This is a genomic window from Chryseobacterium sp. FW101-FHT12H09, from assembly GCF_058790395.1.
In genome coordinates, this window is record NZ_JBYTCP010000001.1 from 903,219 (window position 1) to 922,245 (window position 19,027).

A 19,027-nucleotide genomic window follows, 5' to 3' on the forward strand; every position below is an offset into this window, starting at 1 on the left:
CTTCTTTCTTAACGAAAATTTGTTTTTAATATCTCGTTTTTAATACAATCTTTCCAAGATCCAAAAGCCCATCCTGTTGGGTGAAGTGCACTCTTCCTTTTTTAGAAAATACTTCCCATGCAATTATGGATACAATATCATCAACTACACCCTGCTCTTTAGAATCATCTACATATTCAAATGTCCGATCATCTACCATTTTTACTGGTTGTTCATAATCCTGATGAACGATCAGTAAATCTCCCCTCCCATCTAATGCAGCCTGATAAATTTCCTGTAGATCTGTAAGAACAGTTCCCTGTGGAACAGCTTCTTTAATTTCTTCTATTGCTAGTGTACGACTTTCCTTTTGTCGAGCTTTAATAATTTCATAAGCTTGTTCGACAATATGATGCTCTTCCGCAGAAACATAACTTTTATTATCGTGGCCTATGTATATCTTGGGGATATCTGCAACTTCAAGAAGTTTACTATAATTATCCGCTGTACTGACTACAATAACATTCAGATTTGATTTTTTGCTAATTTCAACAATCGATTTATCAACCCTGTTAAAATATTCTTTTATCTGATTATCGACCTGTTTTGAGTCACTTCTTACATCTGAATGGGTGATATAAAAAGGGTTCTGTGGAAATGGAAATCCTTCTTCACGAATTTCGTTTATAATAGAGTCATTTAACGCTTCATATAATTTTGTTCCATTCTGTGTTAATAATAAGATGAGGTATTCCTGGGCTCGTACTGCTGCCTTAATAAGGGGTCTCACTGCAAATTTCTCATCTATCTCAGCAACATTGCCTCTTGATGTCCATGTAGATTTTATAATTTCTTCCGTATCCTTGGATAAGAAGATATGTAAACTATCAAGATTATATTGGTGATCAACTTTATCTGCAATCTTTTCCAGTTTTTCTAAAACTCCTGCAGCAGGTCTTTTTCCATATTCATCAATAACCCGATTTTCCGCTTCTTTTACCAAATTTTTTAAAATGATCTCATCTTGTTGGTTTTCAGGAAATGTTCTGTGTGTGCTTAATGAAATGCTTACACATGGTTCATTTCTTTCATTGGCGAGTTTTTGTAATTTTTCTTGTAATGACATATATGCGTTTTTAATTATTAATAAAGTCAGACAATCTGTTTTATCAATTTCACATAATTAAATACAATAACCAGACCTTTAGTTCATCAAAATATCACTTTTAATGAAAATAAGAAAAACATAAATGATAATAAAATTTTGTATTGAAAATATTTCGCAATTACTCAAAACAATGCGAAATAATATATATTAAAATAAACAAATTTGCATGGCAAAATAAAATCCAGGCTTTTATCTGCTAAATATTGAACGTACTTCGACAGCAACTAAAAAGTCCACTGTATTTATAGAGTCAAAATAAAATCTGCTTTTATCCCTCGAAAAGATATGTTGTAAGATAATGAAGTTCTGATTTGCTTGCTTCTTTTGCTTCAGCACCTGCATCTTCTAAAGAATACTGAGATGTAATTTCTTTTCTTTGGAACACAAAAGAGTTATTAGCATTTTTATCAACTACATCATTAAAGATATGTTCAATCTCAGAATTTGCTAATGATGCAAAACTTATATCTTCAAAACCATACATTAATCTCAAATCATCAAATTGAGAGAATTTATTATCTACAAAACTTTGAAACTGAGTTTTTGAATCAAAATTTCCAGCCCAGATATTGTATGCGTATTTTTTCTTTTTAGGTTTGTCCAAAATACTCTGATAAACAAAATTCTCTCCAAGATAAGCTTCTCTTACCTGTGGATCATTAGCTAAATCTTCAGGAAGGCCTTCTTTTAAGATTCTCCCTTCAAACATAATATAGGTTTTGTTTGTAATGGCAAGTGTCTGTTGAACGTTATGATCGGTAATCAAAATTCCGATATTTTTATCAACAAGACTTCTTACAATCTTTTGTATATCTTCTACAGCAATAGGGTCAACACCCGCAAAAGGTTCATCAAGAAGAATGAAATTAGGACTTGTTGCTAAGCATCTTGCAATTTCTGTTCTACGTCTTTCACCTCCGGAAAGAAGATCCCCTCTGTTTTTACGAACATGCTGCAATGAAAATTCTTCAACCAGTTCATCACATTTTATTTGCTGCTCACGTTTCGAAAGTTTAGTCAGCTGCAAAACTCCCATAATGTTTTCTTCTACTGAAAGCTTCCTGAAAACAGATGCTTCCTGAGCAAGATACCCAATTCCTTTTTGAGCTCTACGATACATCGCGTCAGTGGTTATCTCCTGTTTATCGAGAAAAATCCTTCCGGAAGTAGGCTTAACCAATCCTACGATCATATAAAATGAAGTCGTCTTACCTGCCCCATTGGGACCTAGTAAGCCAACAATTTCTCCCTGTTGAACTTGTACAGAAACTCCTTTTACAACTTTTTTAGGACCGTATTCCTTGATTAAGTTTTCTCCTCGTAAAATCATAGTCGCAAAGATATAAATTTGTTTTAAGTTATGATTTTGTAACTACTCATATTTTTCCTCGACTTATGTTAAAAACAATTCACTTTATCATAAAAATTATTAAAATGGAAAATTACGGTTATACAAAAACAGAAAATGAGCAAAATCAACAAGCGACTGCAACGTATCGTTCAGAAAAGAAAATTCCTGCAGCATTGTTAGGGATACTTGTTGGATGGTTGGCCTTAAATAAATTTTACCTGGGTTATACCAAAGAAGGAATTATCCAAATTGTTTTAAATATTGTCACTTTAGGTGCAGCTTCTATTATTCCTTTCATTGAAGGTATTTTATATTTGTTTATGAGTGATAAACAATTTGATGACACTTATGTTTATGGTAAAAAAGGTTGGTTATAACATGCTTATAAACTCGATAGCTTTCGATTTTATTTGATAAATTTATAGGACCAATCAACAATTAATTTTTTATGGAAAATAATAAAGAACTAACAGAACTGCTTGCACTAGATTTAGGAATCAATCTTGTTGACCGAAGACCCTATGCTAAAGAAGTTTTCAAATGGCAGGATATGGATCTGCTTCCCCATTCGTCCACCGATACTTTGCTTTGTGAAATTTTCGAATGGAATGGTAGAAATTGGAGAACGACTGGTAATAATCTTATTGGATATTTATTTTCTGGTGAGAGCTTAAATACGGTCAAAAATCAATTGATTAATACCCCTAAACATCCGGCTTTAATTCCCGACTTCGAATTTACAAAAGAGAGTATGATTGAATATGGGCTTTCTTTGCCATCCTTATTTAATATTGGAGTGAATGGAGAGATCAAAAATGCCAAGAGCTTTTCTGTAAGAGTAAATGGGGTAACAAAATCTAGAATCACTAACATTGATTCCCCAGGAATTGAGATTTTAAAAAATTACTCTGCTTTCACTCAGGATAAAACCAAAACGTATAGAAAAAATATTAAGTTTAATTATTTGAGTACTTCTTTATTTTATGCTGAGAGTGTAGAAATTTATCTGGAAAAAGAATCTTCAGTTGCTTTAGATGTAAGCTTTCAGACTCAGGACGTAGAGGTTGATGCAAAATTAGATACAGATACCAAGAAACATTTTGTTCTAAAATATTCAGGTAATCAAGCTCCTTTTGCCGCAAAATTTACTAAAGGAAAAGATTTCAACATCATGTGATAAATTTTTATTATATTAGATTATCTAAATAAATATTATCATGAAAAAATTAACAAAAAAGGACTTAAAAAATATCAATGGTGGAAACATCAGATTTCCTGACGCTAATGGTAACTGTCAGCCAGGTTGGTATTTATGCCCTTCAAACATTTGCGTTTTTGATGATGGAGGCAGAGACCCTATTGTTCCGGGTAAGCCCCATTACAACGCATGTTTTGGATAAACAAAAAACACTTCGATTTGAAGTGTTTTTTATTTATATGAAGTAATTACTATTTATTTAAAAGTATGGCTGCTTCCTTCGCAAAATAGGTAAAGATCATATCTGCTCCAGCTCTTTTAAAGCAGGTTAAGCTTTCTATAATTGTTTTATCATTATCCAGCCAGCCATTTTGAGCAGCTGCCTTTACCATTGCATACTCTCCACTTACATTATAAACGGCGATCGGAAGATCTATAGCTTCACGAACTTTAGAAACAATATCCAGATAAGGAAGCCCCGGTTTGATCATAATAATATCCGCTCCCTCATCAATATCTTTGAATACTTCATTTAAGACTTCGCGGGAATTGTGGAAATCCATTTGATATGTTTTCTTATCCTTTGGAATTTCCATATTATCTTTTGGAGCACTATCCAAAGCACTTCTAAAAGGTCCATAGAAAGAACTTGCATATTTTGCAGAATAACTTAAAATCCCCACATCTGTAAACCCGTTGTCCTCTAAAGCTTCACGAATACCCAATACTCTGCCATCCATCATATCACTAGGGGCAACAATGTCAGCTCCTGCTTCTGCATGAGATACAGACATTCTGGCTAATGCATCAACGGTGGCATCATTTACAATCTTTCCATTTTCAATAATACCGTCATGTCCATAAATTGAATACGGATCTAAGGCAACATCAGGCATTACAATCATTTCAGGAAGTGCATCTTTGATCGCTTTGATGGTATTTTGCATTAAGCCATCTTTATTCCATGCTTCTTTTCCTGTATTATCTTTCAAATGATCAGACACCTTCATGTACAAATTGACCGATTTTACACCAAGGGAAAATAATTCTTTACATTCCTTCACGGTTAAATCTATACTCCGCCTGAAAATTCCCGGCATTGATGCAATTGGTTCTTCCTTGTTTTCACCCTCCATTACGAAGATTGGCATTACGAAATCATTAGTTGTAAGTATATTTTCTCTTACTAAACTTCTCATTGATTCATTAACTCTTAGCCTTCTATTTCTTGAATGTATCATTTTGGAATACTTTTTGAATAAGTTTATGCAAATTTACTACAAGTTATATGAAAAAATATATTGAGGAGTGGTAGATTTTTTATATTTTTGTTTTTAAATACTTGAGAAATTATAATTTGATGAAAAAACTTTTACTTTTAATTCTTTTCGTAGGCACTTTTGTTGGATTTTCCAGCAATGTTAAAGCTCAACTTAGAGAGCCTGGTTCCATCTCACAAAAATCAGATGATGGAGTTTTTATTGCCTATCCAAATCCCGCGAAGGATTTTCTCATCGTAAAGGCAAAAGATTCTTCTTTAAGAGTCAAAAGTGTTACATTCTACTCTATATTGGGTACACAGGTTGCAACTTATACCGTTAATATGAATTCGGGAGAAATAAATATTGAAAAATTGAAACCCGGCAAATATTTAATTCGTTACATTTTAAGTGACAACACACAAAAGGTTACCCAAATAGTAAAACAATAAAATTAAATCCTGATAATCATCAGGATTTTTTCTTTTACGTTAGTTCTCCCTTAATTATTCCGTAACTTTCGGGAGATTTTCATACTAATTGTAAAAAACAATTTAATGCTAAAAGCTGAACATATTACTAAAACCTACAATGCAGGAAAAAAGACAGCATTGGATGATTTTAGCATACATGTCCCAAAAGGGAGTATTTATGGTCTTCTAGGACCTAACGGAGCGGGAAAGACTTCATTTATCCGTATCATCAATCAAATTACTCAAGCTGATTCCGGGGATATATTTATCAACGGAGAAAAGCTAAATCCCAGTCATATTAAAAACATCGGTTACATGCCTGAAGAAAGGGGACTGTATAAAAATATGAGTGTTGGGGATCAGATCCTCTACTTCGGTGAATTGAAGGGAATGAGTAAAAACGACGCATTGGGTGAGGCTAAAAAATGGTTTGAAAAACTTAATATCGATCAGTGGTGGAAGAAAAAACTCTCTGAGCTTTCAAAAGGAATGGCTCAGAAGATCCAATTTGTAGTTACTGTTCTTCATAGACCTCATCTCTTAATTCTTGATGAACCTTTTTCAGGATTTGACCCCGTAAATGCGAATCTTATCAAAGATCAGATTATCGATCTCAAAAATAACGGAACCACTATCATACTTTCTACTCACAGAATGGAAAGCGTAGAGGAGATGTGTGATTATGTAGCCCTTATTGACAATTCTAAAAAAATTCTTGATGGTAGGGTTTTCGATGTAAGGGAAAAATTTAAGAAAAATATTTTTGGAATCACCCTTTCTGAAGTCAGCGAATCTAATTTTGAAAATTTCAAAAACAAATATGAGGTTTTCAATTTTTCTAATGAGAATGAACTGATTTCTTTTGATTTGAAAAACGAGAGTGATCAAAATAATATTCTTTTAGATTTAGTACATGTTGGAAAAGTCAGGTCATTTGATGAACGAATCCCCAGCATGAATGAAGTTTTTATTAACGCTGTAGGTAATCATTCTTAATTTTATGAACAATATTTTTTTAATTACAAAAAGGGAATTCCTTACACAGGTTAAGAAGAAGTCCTTCATTATATTAACGTTGCTGGCTCCTGTCATGATCATTGCATTTGGTGCGGTTATAGGGCTAATGTTTAAGGCTAATGAATCACATAGTGTTATTGAAGTTGTTGATAAGAGTGGTTTATTTAAAGATAAATTACCATCGGATTCCAAACTCAATTATACTTTTATTCCTTCTGCTGAGGAGAAATCAAAGGTTAACAAATTAAAAGGAAATGAAACTTTAGATGGCATCCTTATTTTACCTGAACTGAATGCTAATAACTTTGATGATCTGGAAAAAAACACAAGACTGGTTATCAATAGTAAAATTGGTTTTGATACCAAGCAGCGAATCGTTTCAGATATTACAAATGTTATTAAGAAAGAAAAGATCAAGCAATTGGGTATTGCTGAAACTCAATTGGACAATCTTGATAAAGGCTTCACTCTAAAAACGATTAATGTTTCAGAAGACAATAAGGAAGATTCTGATATGACTTTCGGAGTAAAAACAGGACTTAGTATGGTTCTGATGTATGTTACTTTCATGTTTATTATCATTTATGGAGTTAGGGTAATGAGAAGCGTTCTAGAAGAAAAGAATAACCGAGTGGTTGAAATTATTATCTCTTCAGTAAAGCCATTCGAGCTTATGATGGGTAAAATATTGGGCGTAACAATGGTTGCTTTAACCCAGTTTATCATATGGATTACAATGTCAGTAATCGGAGCATTAGTTCTCAATACAGGGTTTTCATCAATTCAAAAAAATATCCCAGGAGGAAGTGAAGGAATGGCTAGTAAACTGGATATAGCACAAATTGCTACTCAGGTTTCTCATAGTCTGCTGGAGCTTAATTTCCCATTGATCATTTTTGTATTTATTGTGTTCTTTCTTCTTGGATACATTTTTTACAGCTCTGTTTATGCGGCTATTGGATCTGCTGTTGATAATGAAACAGAAACTCAACAGTTTACACTATTTGCAATACTACCTTTAACTTTAGGGATGTATGGGAGCTTTTCGCTAATGAACAATCCGGATGGACCTTTAGGATTTTGGTTATCGATGATTCCTTTTACCTCTCCAGTAGCAATGATTGCAAGAATTCCTTTTGGAGTTCCGGCATGGCAGATTGCGTTATCCATCACACTTTTGGTACTGACCACTATTTTTATGATATTCTTAGCTGGAAAAATTTACCGCGTAGGTATTTTAATGTACGGTAATAAAGCTACCTTAAAAGAGCTTTGGAGATGGATTAGAAATTAGTATAAAATATTAGACATCACAAAAAATCCCGAGAATAATCTCGGGATTTTTTTATTTGAATGAATTATTCTTATTGAAAGATATAACTAAGACTTAAACTAAGAACTTGTTCTGATTTACCCTTACTAGTTCCATCAGGTTCTTTTGCAAGATCAGGATATGTATTGGAAAATCCATAATCATACTTTAAAGCTAATTCCAATTGTCTCTTATAGCTATATCCTACGCCTATACCTAATCCAAAATTAAAACTGTTAGTTTTTCCACTAACCCCAGGATGTTTTGGATCATTTACATCCGGATCATAATAAGCTCTGCTTGCAGGAGCATTTTTAACGTTCTGGTTTAGCAAAAAGTTAAATCTTGGACCTATCATTCCAAAAAATTCAGATTCTGCCTCTGAAAAGTATCCTTTGAAATAAACAGGTACACTAAGGTAATTATTTGCATATACAGCGTTATAACCATCTCTACCTTTAGCATCCTTATCCTTCCCCGTTTCTCCGGCACCATAATATAGTACTTCGGGTTGGATATAAAACTGATTACCTTTTCCTACTGGAATAAGGGCTAAGGCTCCCGCCTGAACAGCAAATCTTGCTCCGGAGGGGTTATGTGCATTTTGTACTCGGGAATAGTTGCCTCCAGCTGTAATACCAAATCTTGTCGCTTTAAGGTTAACTTGTGCTAAAGATAAGGTAGAAAAAGCCAAAGTAGAGGCTAATAAAAATTTTTTCATATTGTTTTTGTTTATGATTATGCTAATACTTTTGCAACAGTAACACCAATATCAGCCGGAGAATCTACAACGTTGATTCCGTTTTCTCTCATGATTTCCATTTTTGCCTGCGCTGTATCTTCATCACCTCCTACAATAGCTCCTGCATGTCCCATTGTTCTTCCTTTAGGTGCAGTTTGTCCTGCAATAAAACCAACTACAGGTTTAGTAGAACCACTTGCTTTATACCATCTTGCAGCTTCAGCCTCTAGTCCACCACCAATTTCACCGATCATTACTACCGCTTCTGTTTCAGGATCATTGATGAACAATTCCAAAGCTTCTCTTGTAGTAGTCCCAATAATTGGGTCTCCACCGATACCAATAGCTGTAGAAATACCGAAACCAGCTCTTACAACCTGATCTGCAGCTTCATAAGTAAGAGTTCCAGATTTAGAAACGATACCTACTTTACCTTTTTTGAAAACGAAACCTGGCATAATACCAATTTTAGCTTCTTCTGAAGTAATGATTCCAGGGCAGTTTGGTCCGATCAATCTACAATCTCTATCAGCGATGTAAGATTTTACTTTTACCATATCTGCTACAGGAATTCCCTCAGTAATACATACGATAACTTTAATTCCAGCCTCAGCAGCTTCCATAATAGCATCAGCAGCAAATGCAGGTGGTACGAAAATAATACTTACGTTAGCTCCTGCTTTTGAAACAGCATCAGCAACCGTATTAAATACAGGCTTCCCTAAGTGCTCGCTTCCTCCTTTTCCTGGAGTAACTCCACCTACTACATTGGTTCCGTATTCAATCATCTGGCCAGCATGGAAAGTACCTTCGTTCCCTGTAAATCCTTGTACAATTACTTTAGAATCTTTGTTTACTAAAATTGACATTTTATTGTTGTTTTTAATTTATTTACTATTTTATTAATGCTCACAAATTTACTTATTTTTCTTTGATTTTAAATAAAACCTTGTGAATTGTTTATTTGAGATTTCTCAGTTTTACTTCTTTTTTCAAATAGGTTTTGAAATCTTCTGCAAACATACCAATGTAGGTACCTTTTTCAAGATCTCTATTTACACCAGTCTTTCCTAAAAGCACAGATCCACCTTCGATCTTATTTCCAGAAGCAATTCCAACCTGTCCCCATAATGTTACCTCATCTCCAATTATACAACAGCCGGCAATTCCCACCTGAGAAGCGATCAGACATTTTTTTCCAATTATGGTATCGTGTCCAATCTGAATTTGATTATCTAAAACAGAACCTTCACCTATAATCGTAGAATCTGTAACTCCTCTGTCGATTGTACAGTTATTTCCTATTTCAACGTTGTTTTCTATGATAACGTTACCAACAGATATTAAGCGGTCAAAATTACCATTAAGCTTACGGTAATAGAATGCATCACCACCTAAAACCGTCCCTGATTGAATGACTACATTATCCCCAATAATCGTTCTGTCACCAATAACTACATTTGGAAAAATAAGACTATTCTTTCCAATTCTCACGTTGTTGCCTATAACTGCGGTAGAATGAACCTTAGTCCCCTCACCGATCTCTATATCATGAAGTTCTTCGGTGAAATTATATATTCTTGTAAAATGGGTATTGATAAGATTAAAATCCCTGAAAGGATCATCTGAAACTAATAGAGCTTTCCCTTCCGGGCAATCCACTTCTTTATCGATAAGAATAATTGTTGCTGCAGAATTTAATGCTTTATCATAGTATTTCGGATGATTAACAAAAACGATCTCCCCCGGTTTTACCATGTGAATTTCATTAGTTCCCAGCACTTCAAAATCATCAGAACCAACAAATTTCGCTGAAATTAAATCAGCAATTGTTTTAAGTTTTTGTGGAGAATGAAATCTCATAAAAAATATTTTTCTTGTAAAACAAAATTCGGACTGCAAATGCAGACCGAATTTATATAAATTGTATTATTATTTTACTCTTTCCAAGTAAGAACCATCTTCAGTACTTACTTTGATTCTGTCTCCTGGTTCTATGAACAGTGGTACCATCACTCTTGCTCCTGTTTCAACGATTGCATTTTTAAGAGCATTAGTAGCTGTATTTCCTTTCACTCCTGGATCTGCTTCGATAACATCTAAAAATACAGACTGTGGAAGTTCAGCAGAAAGTGGAGTTTCATCAGATTCTTTTAAAATGATCGTTACTTCTTCACCAGCTTTCATAAACTGAGAATTTTCAATCATTTCTTTATCGATGTATAATTGAGAGAAATCATCATTATTCATGAAATGGAATCCATTCTCATCGTCATAAAGATATTGGAATTTTCTCGTAATTACTTTTACTTCATCAATTTTATGACCTGCAGAAAAAGTGTTATCAAGTACTTTTCCATTCGTCACTGACTTCAATTTTGTTCTAACGAAAGCCGGTCCTTTACCTGGTTTTACGTGAAGAAATTCAATTACTTTGAAAATATCATTGCTAAATTCAATGCAAAGTCCTTTTCTTATATCGTTACTTGTTGCCATTAATTTTTATATTATCTTTTTTATTTTTATTTAATTACTCCTTTCCGGTACCATATCCTTTTACAATACCTCTAGGAGAGTTTTGAATAAACTGGAGAATTTCATCTCTTTCAGCGGTTGGTAGCATTTCTTTCTCAATATGAGTGATTGCCTGAGAGACATTCATTTTCATTTGGAAAATAGCTCTATATATCTTTTGGATCTCAAAAATTTTCTCGTTTGTAAATCCTCTTCTTCTCAGACCCACTGAATTAATTCCGGCATAAGCCATTGGCTCTCTTGCTACTTTTACATAGGGCGGAATATCCTTTCTTACCAGTGTTCCACCAGAAATCATAACATGTTTTCCAATTTTACCAAACTGATGAACTGCACTAAGGCCACCCATTACTGTATAATCACCTATTTCTACATGACCAGCAATACCACAACCGTTTACGATGATAACATGATCTCCGATAACGCAATCGTGTGCAATGTGAGAAGTTGCCATGATGAGACAGTTTTTACCAATTTTGGTAAATCCAAGGGCTTTTGTACCCCTGTTCACTGTTACGCACTCTCTTATTGTAGTTTCATCTCCGATAATTACCTGAGTATCTTCTCCATCAAACTTTAAATCCTGCGGAATTGCAGAAATTACCGTTCCGGGAAAAATTCTACAATTTTTGCCTATTCTTGCTCCATCCATGATGGTAACATTGGGACCAATCCAAGTTCCTTCTCCAATTTCCACGTCCCCTGCAATAGTAGTAAAAGGTTCTACGATTACATTTTTGCTGATTTTTGCGCGTTTATCTACGGCTGCTAATTGATGAACCATTTAATCAACTTTATTTTTTGCAACTTGAGCCATTAATTCGGCCTCGACAGCCACTGTATCTCCTACATATCCATATCCTTGCATATGAACGATACCTCGTCTGATGGGCTCTATCAACTCAATTTTGAAAATCATAGTATCTCCAGGAACTACTTTTCTTTTAAATTTTACTTTATCCATTTTAATGAAATAAGTAGAATAATTTTCAGGATCCGGAACACTAGCCAAAACTAAAATCCCACCTGTTTGTGCTAAAGCTTCCACCTGTAAAACACCTGGCATTACCGGTTCTTTAGGAAAATGTCCAACAAAGAAAGGTTCATTCATTGTAACATTCTTCAATCCTACCACATGAGAGTCAGAAAGTTCAAGAATTTTATCTATTAATAAGAATGGTGGTCTGTGAGGCATCAACTTCATAATTCCGTTGATATCAAAAACCGGTTCTTTTGTTAAATCAAAATCAGGCACATTTTTCTTTTTTTGCAATTTCCACTGACGATTGAGTTTTTTTGCAAATTGAGTATTTACAAAATGTCCGGGCTTATTAGCAATTACTTTACCTTTTATTTTAACTCCAGCTAAAGCTAAATCACCAATCACATCAAGTAATTTATGTCTTGCCGCTTCGTTAGGGTAATTTAAAGTAAGATTATCAAGAATGCCATTTGGTCTGATAGAAACATTGTCTTTCCCAAATGCCTTCTTTAACTTTTCAGTTGTATCTGGGGTTAAATCTTTATCGACATATACAATTGCATTAGAAATATCCCCTCCTTTAATTAAGCCATGATCTAAAAGCATTTCTAATTCATGCAAAAAGCTGAATGTTCGTGCTGATGAAATTTCCTCCTTAAATTCTGAAATATTTTTAAGTGTAGCATTTTGAGTACCCAATACTTTGGTCCCAAAATCTACCATTGTTGTAATTTCGTAATTATCTGATGGAATAATCGTGATCTCAGAACCTGTTGCAGGGTCTGTATAACTAAGAACTTCTTTAACGACAAGATATTCTCGAACAACTGCTTGCTCTACAACACCCACACTTTCGATAGCTTCAACAAAAAACTTTGAAGAACCATCCATGATAGGCGGCTCAGAAGCATCCATTTCCAATATTGCGTTATCTATATCACAACCAACTAAAGCTGCAAGAAGATGTTCACAAGTATTGATTTTTACACCTAATTTTTCTAAGGTTGTCCCTCTTTCAGTTGCTACAACATAATTAACATCAGCTTCGACTTGGGGATGTCCCTCTAAATCGGTTCTTACAAAAACAAAACCTGTATTTTCTTTAGCAGGTTTAATGGTAAGTTTTACTTCTTTACCAGTATGAAGGCCAATTCCAGAAAGAGTAACCTCTTGCTGAAGTGTTTTTTGCATATCACTCATTAGTATTATCTTTTGAGGTATTCTCAAGATTATTTATTCGTCCTACAATTTCAGTAAAGTTTCTGAAATGAACATAATTTCTAAGGTAGTCATTATAGCTTATTGCTGGTGAACCATATAATGTTTCTTTGTCATTAACGCTGGAATTCACCCCACTTTGTGCCTGAATTTTGACCTGATTGCCTATTTTAATATGACCAACCACGCCTACTTGCCCACCAATCTGGTTCCAGTCGCCAATAGTTGTAGACCCTGCAATTCCTGCCTGAGCTGCAATCACATTGTTCTGACCAATCTTTACGTTGTGTGCTATTTGAATTAAGTTATCTATTTTAGTTCCTTTCCCAATGATAGTAGAACCAATAGTGGCTCTGTCTATACTACAGTTTGAACCTATTTCTACGTCATCTTCAATGATAACATTTCCGAGCTGAGGAATTTTCTTAAATCCTTCCGGTGTTGGTTGGAAACCAAATCCATCACCACCTACTACAGTATTAGAATGAATCACGCAGTTATCTCCTATAATACAATAATCGTAGATTCTTGCTCCGCTATCAATTTTACAGTTTTTACCTATTTTTACTCCCTTGCCAATGTATACTTGCGGATAAATTTGTGTTCCTTCACCAATTTTGGCTTTTTCTGAAACATAAGTAAAAGCTCCAATATATACCTTATCAGCAATAACGGCAGTATCATGAATAGACGCGCCATCTTCAACACCCTCTTTTTTACCTTGCATTTCCTGATATAAATTCATCAGAACCTGAAAAGACAAATAAGCATCTTTTACGGCAATTATGGTAGCATTGTAAGAATCCTTTACAATAAGTTTTTCAGAAGCAATAATTACTGAGCACTTTGAAGTATCCAAATAGTGAGAAAATCGATCTTGAGCTATAAAAGAAAGATGCCCCGATTCCCCATTTTCAATTGGTGAAACGCCACTAATAAGTGCATTTTCATCACCTATTATTTTTCCGTCAATAAAACTTGCAATTTGCGAAGCTGTAAATTCCATATTCTGCAAAGATAAGAAATTCTATTATTCGTAAACATTTTTTAGTTTTACGATCGTTAATTTTAATATTCTTTAAGAATTTATTTTGGATAAATCTCTTGGAAATGTTAAAATATATCTTTTGGTCTTATTTACTATTAAGCCTGATAAAAGCTGATCTTCAGACTCATCCAGCCTTATTTTCGTACCATTTTTCTGTAGTAAGTAGATCGGTTGCATTTTGGTGTTGTAAGGCAAAAGTTTTCTCTTAATCTCATGAACTAATTCAGCACCATTATCAATATTAAAAAACTCATTGGTGTTTTTTATTTTTTCTTCAACAAGTGTTTTATCAAATGGATGCGATGAAATAATTGTTTTAGGAAGATCTCTCTTAATCACGCACTTACACCAATATGACAAAATAAAATCATCAGAATTCTGCCATAATTTCATGGCTTGAATCACATCATTATCATCCAATTGTGTAAATCTTTCAACATCTTCATCTGTTGCTGCACTCTTTTCTCTATATAAAAAGTATTTCAAATTTTCAGTAGCCGGTAAATCTATGCCTTTTGAAACCAAATATTTTGCTCTTTCTAAAATTTTAACCAGAATAAATTCAGCTAAAGCAGATGTTTTATGGTAATATACCTGCCAATACATAAACATTCTTGCCGTCAAAAAGTTTTCAATGGAGTAAATCCCTTTCGCATCTATTACTAATTCGCCCTCTTCACAAACATTCATCATAGAGATGATTCGTTGGGTATTAATATTTCCTTCAGAAACTCCTGTAAAAAAGCTGTCTCTTTTTAAATAATCCAAACGGTCAACATCCAGTTGAGAAGATATTAGTTGATTGAAAAATTTTCTATGGTATTGCCCCTGAAACATTTCAATAGCTATGGAAAGCTGACCATCAAACATTTCATTCAACCTATTCATTAATAATAATGAAAGATTTTCATGATGCCAATCATCCATCAGCATGCTTTCCAAAGCGTGAGAAAATGGCCCATGACCAATATCATGCATTAAGATCGCTAACATGGCTCCTTTTTCTTCTTCGTCAGATATTTTAACTCCTTTTTGCTTTAATGTTTCCAGTGCAGTGAACATCAAATGCATGGCACCGATAGCATGGTGAAACCTCGTATGCGTAGCTCCTGGAAAAATCAAATTGAGAAGACCAGTCTGAGAAATCCTTCTTAATCTTTGAAAATAGGGATGTTCGATAATATCAAATAAAATTTCGTGGGGAATTTTGATAAATCCATGAACGGGATCGTTGATAATTTTTAGCTTATTCTGCATTTGATAACTGAAGTATTAGTAAACAAAGTTAGGGAAATTTAATCTTAGGCTTTAATTTTGTAAACCATAGATCATTAGGTAGAGATTTTTATCTTTGAGTCTTTAATAAACGAACCCATTGAATGAGGATACTCTCTGCATTACTTTTATTATTTTTAAGTATAAATACTTTTTCTGCTCAAATCGTTTCCGAAACCCAAAAGCTGGAATCCCTTTGTAAAGTATGGGGATTTTTAAAATATTATCACCCTCATGTTGCTAAGGGTACATTCGACTGGGACAAACAATTGATTGATAAAATAGAAGAACTTGAAACAATTCATGATAAAAATCAACTGAATGTGTTTTTTTCTCAATGGCTTGACAATCTTGGACAGGTTGACAGTTGTACATCCTGTAAATTTGATAACAGCAAGGTATATTTTGTGAAGAACTTTAATTTAGACTGGACGAAAAATGAAGACATATTCAGTCCGGAAGTGATTGACAAACTTCAATTTATCGAAAAAAACAGATATATCGGAGAGCCCTATTATTTTGGAAAAGGAGGAAGAAAAATATTTTTCAGAAATGATGACTCACTGGGCTCAAAATTTATCTCCAGGAAAATTGCTCTTTTGGAGTTATTCAGATATTGGAATTTTGTAGAATATTTCTTTCCCTATAAATACGAAACAGATCAAAATTGGAATGATGTTTTAAAAGAAATGATTCCTAAATTTATAAGTATAGATAATGATGTAAATTACCATTTAACATTAGCAGAATTGGTCACAAAAACTGATGATTCTCATGCTTTTTTATTTTCACCATTAATTAGTTTAAATCAATACGGAAGAAGGAAAGTACCTGTAGAATATTCTTATGCAGAAGGGAAACTGATCGTCACCAAAATTAATTCTACTATATATAAGAAAGAAAGATCTTTATTAGAACCCGGAGACATAATTTATGACATTAATGGTAAAACCATTCCACAAATAGTCAATGGATTTTCAAAATATATTCCAGCTTCAAACTCATGGGGGAAAATAAAAAAGGTAAAGAATCTCTTTCTTTTCTCCAACAATGATAGTATAGAAGTTAAACTGGAAAGGAAGGGACAAAATATTACTCTCAAGGTAAAAACATATCTTTTAAAAGATATAATTTATGAAAAGAAAGCAGCACCTGAAAAATGGAGATTTTACGATCAGGATAAAAAAATAGGTTATGTTGATATGGGTATTATTGAAAGAGAAGATTTAAATGAAATGTATCAAAATCTAAAGACAACCGGATCAATTATTTTCGACTTAAGAAATTATCCTAGGCAAACAATCAGACCATTAAGTTTATTGTTTCTTCCGGAGACAATCATATATTATCAGTTTAATTTCCCTGAAACCACTTATCCGGGTATGTTTTATAGTAGAAAAAATAGTATTGGAAGAAAAAATGATGATTATTATAAAGGAAATGTAGTAGTTTTGATAGATGAGAATACTCAGAGCCAGGCGGAGACCACAACGATGATGTTTAAACAGCATCCTAAAGCAAAAACGATCGGAAGTTATACTTCCGGAGCCAACGGAGATGTCATTAGGTTTAAAATTGCAGGCTTAGAAACCAGCTTCACAGGTCTTGGTGCATATTACCCGGATCAAAGAGAAACCCAAAGGATTGGAATTATCCCGGACATTATCATTAAGCCTACTTTAAAAGGAATAAAAGAAGGAAAAGATGAAGTTTTGGAAAGAGCCCTAGAATACATAAAGACCGGCCGTTAGATGAAATATCCACATAAAAAAAAATAATGGATTTTCATTTAACTATAATTTAACTTTTTATCTGTTCATTTTGACAGATTTTATAATGAATTGGTCACACTTTTGATACTATAACCATGTAAAAAATAAATATTATGTCGGAAAAAATATTATGGATAGATGATGAAATAGATTTACTCAAACCTCATATTGTATTTTTAGAAAAAAAGGGTTATCATGTAACTCCTGTAAATAATGTAAATGAAGCGCTAGAGTTGATAGATTCCGAGAAATTTGCATTAACATTAATTGATGAAAATATGCCTGGTATTTCTGGGCTGGAAGCAATTCCTATGATTAAAGAAAAAGATAATTCTTTAAAAATAGTAATGGTTACCAAAAGTGAAGAAGAACACATTATGGAAGAGGCAATTGGTTCTCAAATTGCTGATTATATTCTAAAACCAGTAAACCCCAATCAGATTCTTTTATCATTAAAGAAAAATCTTCAGGAAGACAATTTGGTTGAGCAAAAAACTATTTTGCAATATCAGCAAGAGTTCAGAAGCCTATCTATGGAACTTTCTTATCTCAAGTCTTATCAGGAATGGGCTGAATATTATAAGAAAATTTTAAATTGGGAAATTAAATTCGATAAAGTAACAGACAATGAATTTGCAGATCTTCTACAGTCTCAAAAAGAAGAAGCTAATATTCAGTTTGCGAAATTTATTGAAAATAATTATGAAGAATGGCTAAATGGAAGTGACAAACCAGCTATGAGCCATACCCTTTTCAAAGATAAGATAAAGCCTGAGGTTGAAAAAAGCAAGGTTCTTTTACTTATGGTAGATAACCTTAGATATGATCAATGGAAAGTAGTTGAACCATTATTTACGAAATACTACAATAAAGTATCTGAAGATTATTATTACAGTATTCTTCCAACAGCAACTCAATATGCAAGAAACTCTTTCTTTGCAGGTCTATTACCTTCTGAGATAGAAAAACGTTTTCCTGATAAATGGTTTAATGATAATGAAGATGGAAATAAAAATGAATTTGAGCGTGACTTTCTTGAAGATCAAATGAAAAGAATTGGCTTAGGTTCAAAATCAATGAAATATCTAAAGGTCTTGAATGCTGATTTTGAAAAGAAGATCTATGATGATTTCAATCAACACAAAAACAACGACTTGTTGGTGATCGTTTATAACTTTATTGATATCTTATCTCACGCAAAAACTGACAACCATATTGTGGATCAGTTAATTCGTGATGATAAAACTTTCAGATCCCTGACTTATAACTGGTTTGAGAATTCTTCAATTCTAAAAATTATAAAATTAGCTGCCGAAAGCGGTTATAAACTAGTGATCACAACAGATCATGGAACAGTTTACGTTAAAAAGCCAAGTAAAGTGGTTGGAGATAGAGAAACATCTACAAACATCCGTTATAAAACTGGTAAGAGCTTAACGTATGACGATAGAGATGTTTGGGCTATTACAAATCCTGAGAAACTATTTTTACCAAAAGGAAATTTAAGTTCAAAGTATATTTTTGCAAAAAACAATACTTTCCTGGCCTATCCAAAAAATTATAATCACTTTGTAAATTATTATAAAGAAACTTACCAACACGGTGGAATATCATTAGAAGAATGTATTATTCCAATTAGCATTTTAGAACCCAAGTAATTTTTTTCATAGTTTATTAATTCTGGGTTCAGGGGCGGAA

At 33.4% G+C, this 19,027-nt stretch carries 18 protein-coding genes and 1 pseudogene; 8 read left to right on the top strand and 11 right to left on the bottom strand.

What is annotated here, in order from left to right; translation table 11 throughout:
• Window positions 1-25: 25 nt before the first annotated feature.
• Together AC3WRL_RS04100 and lptB are read right to left on the bottom strand one after the other, a co-directional pair.
• Entirely contained in the window at window positions 26-1,105 is a 1,080-nt protein-coding gene (locus AC3WRL_RS04100) for a baeRF3 domain-containing protein (RefSeq protein ID WP_492329792.1), read from the bottom strand.
• 646 nt (window positions 1,106-1,751) lie between these two features.
• Window positions 1,752-2,477: pseudogene (gene lptB, locus AC3WRL_RS04105) on the bottom strand (LPS export ABC transporter ATP-binding protein); the annotation flags it as partial.
• A gap of 104 nt (window positions 2,478-2,581) precedes the next feature.
• On the opposite strand from lptB, the gene AC3WRL_RS04110 reads away from it, so the two are divergent.
• The 3 genes from AC3WRL_RS04110 (at window position 2,582) to AC3WRL_RS04120 (ending at window position 3,898) form a co-directional block, all read left to right on the top strand.
• Window positions 2,582-2,875 (top strand): TM2 domain-containing protein, encoded by a 294-nt coding sequence (locus AC3WRL_RS04110; protein WP_214832620.1) that lies wholly within the window; start codon window positions 2,582-2,584, stop codon window positions 2,873-2,875.
• Window positions 2,876-2,946: 71 nt separating this feature from the next.
• Window positions 2,947-3,675 (top strand): hypothetical protein, encoded by a 729-nt coding sequence (locus AC3WRL_RS04115; protein WP_214832622.1) that lies wholly within the window; start codon window positions 2,947-2,949, stop codon window positions 3,673-3,675.
• 40 nt (window positions 3,676-3,715) lie between these two features.
• Window positions 3,716-3,898 carry a bacteriocin gene (locus AC3WRL_RS04120; RefSeq protein WP_214832623.1) on the top strand — a complete coding sequence of 61 codons (183 nt, stop codon included), beginning with the start codon at window positions 3,716-3,718 and terminating at the stop codon, window positions 3,896-3,898.
• 49 nt (window positions 3,899-3,947) lie between these two features.
• Here AC3WRL_RS04120 and hemB read toward each other — a convergent pair whose 3' ends face one another.
• Window positions 3,948-4,937 (bottom strand): porphobilinogen synthase, encoded by a 990-nt coding sequence (hemB, locus tag AC3WRL_RS04125; protein ID WP_492329793.1) that lies wholly within the window; start codon window positions 4,935-4,937, stop codon window positions 3,948-3,950.
• 119 nt (window positions 4,938-5,056) lie between these two features.
• Here hemB and AC3WRL_RS04130 point away from each other — a divergent pair, with 119 nt between their 5' ends.
• The 3 genes from AC3WRL_RS04130 to AC3WRL_RS04140 all read left to right on the top strand — a co-directional run bounded on the left by AC3WRL_RS04130 (window position 5,057) and on the right by AC3WRL_RS04140 (window position 7,739).
• A complete protein-coding gene (locus AC3WRL_RS04130) occupies window positions 5,057-5,407 on the top strand; it encodes a T9SS type A sorting domain-containing protein (protein ID WP_214832625.1) in 351 nt (116 codons plus the stop codon).
• A 105-nt stretch (window positions 5,408-5,512) separates the two neighbouring features.
• On the top strand, window positions 5,513-6,424 hold the full coding sequence (locus AC3WRL_RS04135) for an ABC transporter ATP-binding protein (RefSeq protein WP_492329794.1): 912 nt from the start codon (window positions 5,513-5,515) through the stop codon (window positions 6,422-6,424).
• A gap of 4 nt (window positions 6,425-6,428) precedes the next feature.
• Window positions 6,429-7,739: an ABC transporter permease gene (locus AC3WRL_RS04140; RefSeq protein WP_261511168.1), complete on the top strand. Its 1,311-nt coding sequence runs from the start codon at window positions 6,429-6,431 to the stop codon at window positions 7,737-7,739.
• A 70-nt stretch (window positions 7,740-7,809) separates the two neighbouring features.
• Here AC3WRL_RS04140 and AC3WRL_RS04145 read toward each other — a convergent pair whose 3' ends face one another.
• The 8 genes from AC3WRL_RS04145 to AC3WRL_RS04180 all read right to left on the bottom strand — a co-directional run bounded on the left by AC3WRL_RS04145 (window position 7,810) and on the right by AC3WRL_RS04180 (window position 15,539).
• The gene (locus AC3WRL_RS04145) at window positions 7,810-8,478 is read right to left on the bottom strand and encodes a porin family protein (protein WP_492329795.1); all 669 of its coding nucleotides are present in this window, start codon (window positions 8,476-8,478) and stop codon (window positions 7,810-7,812) included.
• Window positions 8,479-8,495: 17 nt separating this feature from the next.
• Complete coding sequence (gene sucD, locus AC3WRL_RS04150) at window positions 8,496-9,368, bottom strand: succinate--CoA ligase subunit alpha (protein ID WP_214832633.1); 873 nt, start codon at window positions 9,366-9,368, stop codon at window positions 8,496-8,498.
• Between the two features lie 91 nt (window positions 9,369-9,459).
• Window positions 9,460-10,362: an LpxD N-terminal domain-containing protein gene (locus tag AC3WRL_RS04155; RefSeq protein WP_214832635.1), complete on the bottom strand. Its 903-nt coding sequence runs from the start codon at window positions 10,360-10,362 to the stop codon at window positions 9,460-9,462.
• 69 nt (window positions 10,363-10,431) lie between these two features.
• Window positions 10,432-10,995, bottom strand: a complete 564-nt coding sequence (gene efp, locus AC3WRL_RS04160) for an elongation factor P (protein WP_214832637.1) — start codon at window positions 10,993-10,995, stop codon at window positions 10,432-10,434.
• 34 nt (window positions 10,996-11,029) lie between these two features.
• Window positions 11,030-11,818 (bottom strand): acyl-ACP--UDP-N-acetylglucosamine O-acyltransferase, encoded by a 789-nt coding sequence (gene lpxA, locus AC3WRL_RS04165; protein WP_214832639.1) that lies wholly within the window; start codon window positions 11,816-11,818, stop codon window positions 11,030-11,032.
• On the bottom strand, window positions 11,819-13,216 hold the full coding sequence (locus AC3WRL_RS04170; RefSeq protein ID WP_214832641.1) for a bifunctional UDP-3-O-[3-hydroxymyristoyl] N-acetylglucosamine deacetylase/3-hydroxyacyl-ACP dehydratase: 1,398 nt from the start codon (window positions 13,214-13,216) through the stop codon (window positions 11,819-11,821). It lies immediately after the preceding gene.
• Window positions 13,209-14,240, bottom strand: coding sequence for a UDP-3-O-(3-hydroxymyristoyl)glucosamine N-acyltransferase (gene lpxD / locus AC3WRL_RS04175; protein WP_214832643.1), 1,032 nt, complete (start codon window positions 14,238-14,240; stop codon window positions 13,209-13,211). The genes AC3WRL_RS04170 and lpxD overlap by 8 nt, the downstream gene beginning before the upstream one ends.
• Before the next feature lie 72 nt (window positions 14,241-14,312).
• Window positions 14,313-15,539: an HD domain-containing protein gene (locus AC3WRL_RS04180; RefSeq protein WP_261511167.1), complete on the bottom strand. Its 1,227-nt coding sequence runs from the start codon at window positions 15,537-15,539 to the stop codon at window positions 14,313-14,315.
• Window positions 15,540-15,661: 122 nt separating this feature from the next.
• On the opposite strand from AC3WRL_RS04180, the gene AC3WRL_RS04185 reads away from it, so the two are divergent.
• Together AC3WRL_RS04185 and porX are read left to right on the top strand one after the other, a co-directional pair.
• Window positions 15,662-17,308: a S41 family peptidase gene (locus AC3WRL_RS04185; protein WP_492329796.1), complete on the top strand. Its 1,647-nt coding sequence runs from the start codon at window positions 15,662-15,664 to the stop codon at window positions 17,306-17,308.
• Between the two features lie 134 nt (window positions 17,309-17,442).
• Window positions 17,443-18,987 carry a T9SS response regulator signal transducer PorX gene (porX, locus tag AC3WRL_RS04190; protein WP_214832649.1) on the top strand — a complete coding sequence of 515 codons (1,545 nt, stop codon included), beginning with the start codon at window positions 17,443-17,445 and terminating at the stop codon, window positions 18,985-18,987.
• Window positions 18,988-19,027 lie beyond the last annotated feature (40 nt).